Source organism: Bradyrhizobium sp. (assembly GCF_035273305.1).
Taxonomy (GTDB): Bacteria; Pseudomonadota; Alphaproteobacteria; order Rhizobiales; family Xanthobacteraceae; genus Bradyrhizobium.
This window is the reverse complement of the sequence record NZ_DATEPI010000309.1, coordinates 1-8,938: the sequence shown is the minus strand read 5'-3', so window position 1 is coordinate 8,938 and position 8,938 is coordinate 1. Positions and strand designations below refer to the sequence as shown.

The 8,938-nt window shown below is 59.8% G+C and carries 9 protein-coding genes; 3 read left to right on the top strand and 6 right to left on the bottom strand.

The window, feature by feature from the left end; translation table 11 throughout:
• The 6 genes from VJV58_RS20415 to VJV58_RS20390 form a co-directional block, all read right to left on the bottom strand.
• Positions 1-681 (bottom strand): tripartite tricarboxylate transporter substrate-binding protein (locus VJV58_RS20415; protein ID WP_324139178.1); only part of this gene is annotated, 681 nt, incomplete at its 3' end.
• 5 nt (positions 682-686) lie between these two features.
• The gene (locus tag VJV58_RS20410) at positions 687-1,208 is read right to left on the bottom strand and encodes a 3-isopropylmalate dehydratase (RefSeq protein ID WP_324139177.1); all 522 of its coding nucleotides are present in this window, start codon (positions 1,206-1,208) and stop codon (positions 687-689) included.
• Positions 1,209-1,212: 4 nt separating this feature from the next.
• Positions 1,213-2,472 carry an aconitase/3-isopropylmalate dehydratase large subunit family protein gene (locus VJV58_RS20405; RefSeq protein WP_324139176.1) on the bottom strand — a complete coding sequence of 420 codons (1,260 nt, stop codon included), beginning with the start codon at positions 2,470-2,472 and terminating at the stop codon, positions 1,213-1,215.
• Positions 2,473-2,485: 13 nt separating this feature from the next.
• Positions 2,486-3,394, bottom strand: coding sequence for an ABC transporter permease (locus tag VJV58_RS20400; RefSeq protein WP_324139175.1), 909 nt, complete (start codon positions 3,392-3,394; stop codon positions 2,486-2,488).
• Positions 3,391-4,353 (bottom strand): ABC transporter substrate-binding protein, encoded by a 963-nt coding sequence (locus VJV58_RS20395; RefSeq protein ID WP_324139179.1) that lies wholly within the window; start codon positions 4,351-4,353, stop codon positions 3,391-3,393. The genes VJV58_RS20400 and VJV58_RS20395 overlap by 4 nt, the downstream gene beginning before the upstream one ends.
• 115 nt (positions 4,354-4,468) lie before the next feature.
• Positions 4,469-5,242, bottom strand: a complete 774-nt coding sequence (locus VJV58_RS20390) for an ABC transporter ATP-binding protein (RefSeq protein ID WP_324139174.1) — start codon at positions 5,240-5,242, stop codon at positions 4,469-4,471.
• Between the two features lie 122 nt (positions 5,243-5,364).
• Between VJV58_RS20390 and VJV58_RS20385 the strand changes: the two genes are divergently transcribed.
• Genes VJV58_RS20385 through VJV58_RS20375 form a run of 3 tightly spaced genes read left to right on the top strand, consistent with a single transcriptional unit; the run spans position 5,365 to position 8,874 of the window.
• Positions 5,365-6,294 carry an isocitrate lyase/PEP mutase family protein gene (locus VJV58_RS20385; RefSeq protein WP_324139173.1) on the top strand — a complete coding sequence of 310 codons (930 nt, stop codon included), beginning with the start codon at positions 5,365-5,367 and terminating at the stop codon, positions 6,292-6,294.
• A 1-nt stretch (position 6,295) separates the two neighbouring features.
• Positions 6,296-7,468: a mandelate racemase/muconate lactonizing enzyme family protein gene (locus tag VJV58_RS20380; protein WP_324139172.1), complete on the top strand. Its 1,173-nt coding sequence runs from the start codon at positions 6,296-6,298 to the stop codon at positions 7,466-7,468.
• Positions 7,469-7,473: 5 nt separating this feature from the next.
• Complete coding sequence (locus tag VJV58_RS20375; protein WP_324139171.1) at positions 7,474-8,874, top strand: MmgE/PrpD family protein; 1,401 nt, start codon at positions 7,474-7,476, stop codon at positions 8,872-8,874.
• Positions 8,875-8,938 lie beyond the last annotated feature (64 nt).

Sequence of the window (8,938 nt, the reverse complement as noted above, 5' to 3'; positions counted from 1 at the left end):
ACCTGTCACCGCGACGGCGGTCGCCGCCTGCGCGCGCGCCAGAGACATCATCTGCGGGAGGCTACCGATGAACATGTCGAGATGGCCGCCGATCAGATCGTTGACGGCTTCGTTGCCTGACCGATATGGCGCCGCCTTGATGTCGAAGTTGCCCAGCTGCTTGAGCAACTCCATCGCCATGCTGTTGATACTTCCAACGCCAGGCGACCCATAGTTCAGCTTGCCCGGGTTTGCACGAACATAGGCAAACACGTCGGCCGCGTTCGAAACCGGTATCCCCTTCGTCACCGCAAGCATCATCGGGGCTTTGCCGAGCAAAGCGACGGCTCCGAAGCTCGTATTCGGATCGTAGGGCAGCTTGTCCATCACGGCCGCGTTGATGGTGAAGCTCGAAGACAACATCAGGATCGTGTAACCGTCGGGCTCTGAACGCGCCACGCGCTCGGAGCCGATCGCGCCGCTGGCGCCCACGACATTCATCACGACAACCGGCACACGCCAGTCCTCGCTCATCTTGCGGACAATGAACCGGGCGAGGATGTCATTAGAGCCACCCGCCGAGAACGGCACGACAAGCGTGATCCGGCGGCCCGGTTCGGGATATTTCGCGAATGCTTGTGACGACGGAGACCCGAGCGACAGGACGACGGCCAAAGCGAGGGCAATATAGATTTTGTTCACCGGCCTTACCCTTGGGCCGCTCGGCGCTGCTCCAGCACACGTCGCGTGTAATTGGCGATCCCGCCGTCCTGGAGCAACTTCAACGATTCCCCCGCCATCGGAGGCACGCGACCGACGTAGCCGGAGCGCACGACCTTGACAGTGCCTTGGCTGAGATCGATTTCCAGCACGTCTCGCGCGACGACCTGCTGATCGATCTTCTCGGACGTGATGACGGGTAGCCCGACGTTGATGCAGTTCCTCGTAAATAACCGTCCGAAACTCGGTGCGACGACCGCCGCAATGCCAGCTTCCTTCATCGCCGCAGCCGCCTCTTCGCGGCTCGAACCGCATCCGAAGTTCACGCCGCCAACAATGATGTCGCCGCGCCGCACCTTGCTGGCAAACTCGGCGTCGATGCCCGACATCAGATGACTAGCCATTTCCCCCGGTTCATACGTCGGACGAAACCACATCTTGGGAAAAATGAGATCGGTGTTGACGTTGTCGCCGAAGACCCAAGCCGAACCCGATATCTGCACGAGCATCCCCTTACTGCTGCATGAATTCGCTTGGCGGGACGATGTGACCGGCGATCGCAGAGGCCGCAACGGTCGCAGACGATGCGACATAGGCAAACGCCTCGGGGCTGCCAAACCGGCCTTTGAAGTTGCGGCTTGCGTTGGTGATGGCGATTTCGGCAGGCGCAAGCATTCCTTGATGGCAGCCGGTGCACGGACCGCAACCGGGTACGCCGATGGTCGCGCCCGCTTCAACGAAGATGTTGATCAGGCCTTCCTGCAGCGCCTTCGTATAGGTCTCTCGTGAGCCGGGGTTAATCATCATACGAGTACGCGGAGCGAGCTTTTTACCCTTCATGATGGCGGCAGCCACGCGGAAGTCTTCGATGCGACCACCTGTGCAGGTCCCGAAGATCGCCTCATCCACACGAATGTTCGAGAGGTCGGCCGCGCGCTGAATGTTCGAGAGATTGTGCGGCACCGCGACGAGGGAATCGATTTCGGAGACGTCGAGTTCGATGATGCGGCTGTAGTCCGACTTTGAATCCGTCGTCTCAGCCGTCCAGCTTCGCCCCGGCGCACGCTCCGCCATGAAGCGGCGCGTTGTGTCATCCGGCTGGATGTAACCGGTCTTGGCGCCGAAATCGATGACCATATTGCAGAGCACGAGGCGCTCGGACATCGGCAGTTCGGAGACAAGCGGCCCCGCAAACTCGACTCCGAGATATGGTGCAGCATCCTCGCCATAAAGCTGCGCGATCCGCAAAGCGACATCCTTCGCGTAGACGCCCGGCTTGAACCGGCCATGCAGATCGAAACGGATGACCTCGGGCACGCGAAGCCAATTGTATCCGATCGCCAGATACGATGCGATATCCGAGTGCCCCATCCCCGTCGCGACACAGCCCAATGCGCTGTTCGTCACGGTGTGCGAATCCGTTCCGAAGATGAGCGCACCGGGGAATGCGTACCCGTTCTCCGGAAACAGGAGGTGCCCGATGCCTTCACCGGCATGGAATTTTTCGATTGTCTGCTCTTTGATCCATTCTCTAATCTTCTTTTGCGCAACGGAATCCTGCTGGCGAATTGGCGGATAATGATGATCGAAAACCACCACGACCTGCGACGGATTGAAAACTTTGTCGGCTCCCATTTTCGCCATCAGATCGGCAGCGCGTGCGGCGCCCCTATCGTTGAGCATGACGTAATCCGGCACCACATTGACGATTTCGCCGACTTCAACCGACTTTCGCTCGGCATGCCGCGCAATTATTTTCGATATCGCATGCACTTGAGGATGCCCCCTAAAGAACCTTCACTTCCCATTTCTGGGTGGTCTTCTTCTCTAGTGTTCCGACAATGAGCTTTTCCGTCACAAAGCCGACGATGCTGATCAGGATCATCGCCATCATCAAATCGTTAGCGCGGAATTGAAAACGCGATTCCATCAGAACTGAACCTATACCCGACTGGGAGGCGAGCATTTCGCCCGCGACGATCATGCGCCAGGCACCGCCGAGGGCAATCCGCATTCCGGTGATGATGTATGGGATCGCTGCGGGAAGAATCACTCGGCGAAAAAGCATCAGGCGCGTCGCCCCGAAGCAACGGCCCGCGTCAATCAGAATGGGATTGATGCTCCGCGCGCCGGCCTCGGTGTTGAAATAAAGCGGAAAGAACTCGGCAATGAAGACGACGAAGATCACCGCCGTGTTGCCGAGGCCGAACCACAGGATCGCGAGCGGAATCCAAGCGATGCCGGGAATCGGATAAAGGGAGCGTATGACCGGATCGACATATTCGCGAACGGCACCGATGCGCCCGACCAACAATCCAAGCGGGATGGCGAACGCCGCCGCGACCGCAAATCCGGAGATCGCCCGGACAAAGCTCGCGGCTAGGTGCTCGTAAATATTCGGACCATAGAGCCAACGCTGATCGTAGTGCATCGTCAGCGCATTGAAGATGGTTTTTGCGACCACCAAAGGCGGCGGCAAGATCTGCTGAAGATTATAAGCGACTGCCATGAACTGCCACGCACAGAGCACGAACGCGACGCCGATCGCCCCGCGGCGGAAGCGGCGCCAACGTTCTCGCCTCCTCCGCAGTTGGCTATATTCCGATAATTTTGAGCCGACCTCCGCGGCAGCCAGCACCTCGGCGTCCGAATCGACCGCTGGAATTCGCTCTGTTAATAGCGCCTCGGTGTTCATGTGTGTCCCAGCGGCTGCAGGCTCAGATCGAAAATGTCTTCAAAGGGACGCAGCTTCGGACTGAGCTCCCCGCGTTCAATCATGGCCTTGCCGATGAAATCCCACCATTTCTCGGCTTGAGCGTGCGTCAAGCTCGTGACTGGGTTCATTCGCTTTTCGGCCAAACGCACGATCTTCTCGTCCTGGCCACTCCACTCCGCAATAACCGGTGCCATCGCGGCCGGGTCCTTTTCGTACGCTTCATTGGCGTCGAAAATCGCTCGCATGAAACGTTTCGCGATCTCGTTCTTATCTTTGATAAAGTCACGGCGCGATCCCATCAAGGTCGCAGGCGGTGGGTTGGGGCCCATATCGCCGTCCGCAGCATGCATGAACAGATGCCCGGCATTGTTGACAATTGCGAGGGTCGTCGTCGGTTCCGAATGTAAAAACCCGTCGATCTGGCCCGTTAGTAGAGCCGGCACCATGTCGCCGCCTCGCACGGCGAGAAATTGCCAAGCAATATCTTTTGTAAGTAGGTGTTTCTCAGCGAGCAGATAACCGCGAAAGAAAGCAAGATGAACCGAAGACAGAGAAGAAACCGCTATACGAAGCGGGCTGTGCAGAATCTCGTCGATTGTTTTCGGATGAAGTTTGTTCGACAACACCAAGCTGGTGTGGCCGGGATTTGCACCACTGACGACAGCGAGCGGCGCCGGGCTGCCGGACTCGATCAGACGCGAATTCAGGCGCGGAATTTCCGGCGCTCCGCCCATGTAAAAGTCGAGGTTGCCGCGCCAGAGCTGCTCGACCCCCTCAACAGTCTGACCCGACTTGAATCGCGTCTCGACCACATTGAGGTTGTGGCGTTGATAGGCCCCGGTGCGTTTCGCGATCTCGTGAATTACGGTCGTCAAATTCGGATGCAAGACGCCGAATCGCACCACGTCCGGGCCGGCTGCCGACACCACGGCGGGCATCGCAACGAACGCCGATCCCGATGCGAGAAAACCCCTGCGGCTGAAACAAATTGTCATCGCGTCCTCCTGAGTGCCGACGTCGCTCGTCGGCATTTATTTTCACGTGTTGCCGCTCTTACTGGCCGCTAAAGCGCTCCATTGTTTCCGTGAGCTCCGCGCGAAGCCGGGTCGCTTCCCCCGAATTACGATCACGGGGCCGCGGCAGATCGACTTTGACGTACTTGCCCACGCGGCCTGGCGAGGGCGTCATGATCGCGATTCGATCGGCAAGATAGATCGCCTCGTCGATGTCGTGGGTGACGTAGATGACCGTGCGGGGTTCTGCCAGCCACGCGTCGACCAAGTATCTCTGAAGGGTCATCCGGTTGACGGCGTCGATCGCGGAGAACGGCTCGTCCATCAAAAGCAGCGATGCGTCTTTCAATGCCCACGCCCTGGCCACGGCGACGCGATGCTTCATCCCTCCGGAAAGCTGATACGGATACAGATGCATCGCGCGCTCAAGGCCAACAATCCGGAGAACCTCCGCCGCCCGATCGTTCACGACCTTCTTGTCCATGCCCGACATTTCGAGACCGAAAGCGACATTGCGCAGCGCGGTTAGCCAGGGAAATAGCGCCGGCTCCTGAAATACGATCCCGCGGTCGAGACCCGGCTTGTCGATACGCTTGCCCTCGAGGCGGATCTCTCCTTCAAGCGGCCGCATCAGGCCGCTGACCATCCGCAAGAACGAGCTCTTGCCGCAACCTGACGGACCCAACAAGCACAGGAATTCATTGCGTGGAATTTGAATCCCGAAGTTCTCCAGCGCACGCACCCATCCGTTCTGGCCTTCGTAGGCGTGGCGCACGCCTTCCGCTTCGATAACGTAGGCTGGCAGTGTTTCCATAGCTCTAGTGGAGGTGTTCGACGCCATGTCGTTCCATTGTATGGAATACTATTTCATTGTCAGTCAGCCTAAATCGTGTTGATTGATGCGTCAACGCAAGCGCGCCTTACGGGATAGAGACAATGTCCAGCAATCAGCCCATCGCATTGAGCCCCTCCGCGCGACTTCGGTTACTCCTCAATCGCAGCGACAAGGTCCTTGCCGTCATGCATCCGCCGACCGCGGCATGCGCGCGCATTATGGAAAAGGCGGGCTGCGAGGTCGGCTTTGTCGGAACGGGCGGCGTCGTCGGCGGCTACACAGGTTTGGCGGATGTCGGCACGTTGACGATGCTGGAATGCGTCACGGTGGCCGGATGGATCGCTCAGGCCGTGAAATTTCCGATCATCATGGATGGCGATACTGGTCATGGCGGGATCATGGCGGTCCGCCGCTTGGTCAAGGAATGCATTCGCGCGGGCATTGCCGGCATACGCATCGACGACCAGCCTATCGAAGGCAAACGCCGCACGCAGAGCGCGGGTATTACTGTCGTTCCGATCGAGCAGGCGGTGGCGCGCTATCGTGCAGCGGTTGACATCAAAAACGAGCTCGATCCGAATTTTGTCATCATGGCGCAGTGCTATGCGCGCGATGCCGAGAACAGTAGTTTCGAAGACACTCTGCGAAGACTGAAGAGCTATAAGGAAGATGCCGGAGTTGATTGGGTGCAGCTCGAAGCCCCCCACTCCGTCGAAGAGATCAAACAGGCCCGGGCTGCAGTGCGTGGACCGTTTTCGTTCATGAAGGGACGACTACCACGCTATCTCGCGCTCGAGGAGCACCTTGCGTTGGGCGTGAATATCGCCTGGCTGCCCGGCTTCACGCATCACGTCATCTGGGCGGCACTGTCCGATTTCATGCAGGATTTTCGCGAGCGCGGAGTCGCGGCCTGGGATGATTTTACGGCGCGGCGGCGTAGCAAGCCTTACTTCGAGCCCGCATTGGGGGAAGGTGGCGAGGGCGCTGCGAAGCAGCAGAGTCTGGAGCGCCTCTATTTCGGACAGACGTGACATGCGTATCGACCGCATCGAAATCCGCGTTACCGATTTGAAAATCCGGCTGCAGCGTCAGCGCTCAACCGGGTCTTACGATACCGGCGCGCCAGGCACACTGCTGGGCAAACCGGTTTTGGTGAAGATCTTCGCGGACGGGGTGGTCGGCTATGGTCAGATCCGTCCACTGGCGCCGCATCATTCGATGCCGGACACGTACGCATCGATGATCGCGATGATCAAGGAGGTCTGCGGGGCCCAGCTCATCGGACGCTCCATCTTCGAAATCGAAGCAATCCACGAGACGTTCGAGCTGCGCGCACCGGCCAATTTCATGGCTCGTGCAGTCCTCGATATCGCACTGCACGATGCGGTCGGCAAAGCGGTGGGCCGACCCGTCTACGATTTGATCGGCGGCCTCTCGCAAGTGCGCATTCCGCTGGAATGGTCGATCAGCATGGCCGAGGATCGCGGAAGGATGGTCGCCGACGCGCAGCGGGCGCTGCACGAATTCGGCATCAAGGTCTTGTGTCTGAAGGCCGGTCACAAAGGTGGCCTCAAGGAGGACATCGCCAATTTCGTCGCCGTTCGCGATGCGCTTGGGCCTGATGTGGCGATTGGAATGGATGCGAACACGGGCTGGTCGGTTGCCGAGACGCTGCAAGTCCTGTCCGCCCTTCGCGAGTATCGCGTCGATTACCTCGAACAACCGGTCAAGCGACACGACCTGGCGGGAATGGCGCAGATCCGGCGTGCCGCGACTGGCGTGCCGCTGATGGCCGACGAGGCCTGCCTTTCGCTTGCGGATGCGCACGCGATCATCGCCGCGCAGGCCGCTGACGTTCTTTGCATCAAACTCTATAAGCACGGCGGCCTAACGCCTGCGCGCAAGATCGCGGCGGTGGCCGAAGCCGCCAGTCTAAAAATCAACTGCGGTGGACTGGCTGTATTGTCGCAACTTGAGGCCGCGGCGGGTGCGCACTTTTATGCAAGCCGGCACGCGGTTCACGTCATGCCGGCAGGTGAGTTCATCTTCGGCCTCGGTGTGATCGGTCCAGACCCGCTCGTGCCCGAAACCGATTTCCGTATCGAGGACGGCCATGTCACTCCCCCAAGCGGACCGGGATTGGGAATCGTCGTCGACGAGCAAGCGCTGCAGGCACACACGCTGCTCACCGAAGTGGTGTCTTAGCCGAGATGATGCAGGCCGCGGCAACATCGGTTACACGCGCACTCGGCCGCTGGACCGCGGAGCTCAGCCTGTCGCAAGTGCCGACTGAGGTGATCGCGCAGATAAAAAGATGTCTGCTCGACTCCATCGGGTGCGGGATTTACGGCGCATTGCAGCCTTGGGGCCGCATCGCAGCGGACGTGGCGATCGACTTCAGCAAAGGTGGCAGATGCTTACTTTTTACGCGGGGCGAAAGCGTGAGCCCGCCCGACGCCGCACTTGCCAATGGCACTGCAATTCATGGATTCGAGATAGACGACGCTCATGTCTCGTCGTCTTTGCATCCTGGCGCGGTAACGTTGCCGGCTGCCCTGGCAGCCGCGCAGGTCCAGAATGCGAGTGGTGCCGAGCTACTCGTCGCTTTAATCGCCGGATATGAAGTCGGGCTGCGAGTTGGGATTTGCGCCGGCGTATCGCATTCGACCAGCGGCTATCATGTCACGGGCACAGCCGGCACGCTGTCAGCCGCCGCTGCGGCGGCCAAATTGCTGCGTCTTGACGGCGAAGCCGCCAGCCATGCGCTCGCGATCGGAGCAACACAAGCGGCGGGCCTTTACGCCGCGCGGCTCGGCGCGATGACCAAACGCTTCCATGCAGGCCGCGCCGCGCAAAGCGGCGTCATAGCGGCCTACCTCGCGGCTAAAGGCTTTACTGGAAGTCTCGAGGCCATCGAGGCGCCCTTCGGTGGATTCTTGAGCACCTTGCGCGGTCAGCACGACGCCGGCTCCATCTTGGATGGTCTCGGATCGACTTGGGAAACAGCGCGCGTCGGGCTGAAGGCGTATGCCGCATGCGCCAGCGCGCACACGACAATCGACGGCGTTCGCGCGTTGCGAGCAAACGGCCTCACTCCCGAAAACCTCGTTCGCATGACAATCCGCGTCAGCAAAAAGAGCGCCATCAACATCGGGTGGCCTTATGCTCCGGCCGAGGTGATCACCGCGCAGATGAACGGGCAATATGCGGCCGCAGTGACGCTGCTGGATGGCGATGCCTTCATCGACCAATACGCGCCGGAACGGCTCGCGGACGCGAAGATATTACACCTCGTGCCGCGGATTTCATTTGTCCATGATCCGGACATCGATTTGGGAGGCGCGGGCAAGCGGCATACCGTGAAGATCGAAGCGGTGCTGTCCGATGGACGCCGACGCTCGACCATGATCGAGCAACGTCGCGGGTCCAGCCATCACCCATTGTCCGACGAAGAGATCTTGCAGAAATTCCGCCGGCTCGCGCGCCTTGCCTTGAGCGACGAGCAGGTGGAGGAGACAATCGCGAGGGTTGCCTCTTTCGAACGTGAGCCCAATTTAAAGGCGCTTAGCGAGCTTCTGACGAAGACGCCGACCGGCGTGACGGCCGCGTGATAGAAGGTTCGTCCAGACGGGGTGGATAGCCGAGACGCTCCGATGCGCGCCGCACGTCATCCAG

Coding starts and splice junctions, on each gene's coding strand:
- VJV58_RS20400 (WP_324139175.1), bottom strand. CDS start 3,394: ATGAACACCGAGGCGCTATTAACAGAGCGAATTCCAGCGGTCGATTCG.
- VJV58_RS20380 (WP_324139172.1), top strand. CDS start 6,296: ATGCGTATCGACCGCATCGAAATCCGCGTTACCGATTTGAAAATCCGG.
- VJV58_RS20385 (WP_324139173.1), top strand. CDS start 5,365: ATGTCCAGCAATCAGCCCATCGCATTGAGCCCCTCCGCGCGACTTCGG.
- VJV58_RS20375 (WP_324139171.1), top strand. CDS start 7,474: ATGATGCAGGCCGCGGCAACATCGGTTACACGCGCACTCGGCCGCTGG.
- VJV58_RS20390 (WP_324139174.1), bottom strand. CDS start 5,242: ATGGAAACACTGCCAGCCTACGTTATCGAAGCGGAAGGCGTGCGCCAC.
- VJV58_RS20395 (WP_324139179.1), bottom strand. CDS start 4,353: ATGCCCGCCGTGGTGTCGGCAGCCGGCCCGGACGTGGTGCGATTCGGC.
- VJV58_RS20410 (WP_324139177.1), bottom strand. CDS start 1,208: ATGCTCGTGCAGATATCGGGTTCGGCTTGGGTCTTCGGCGACAACGTC.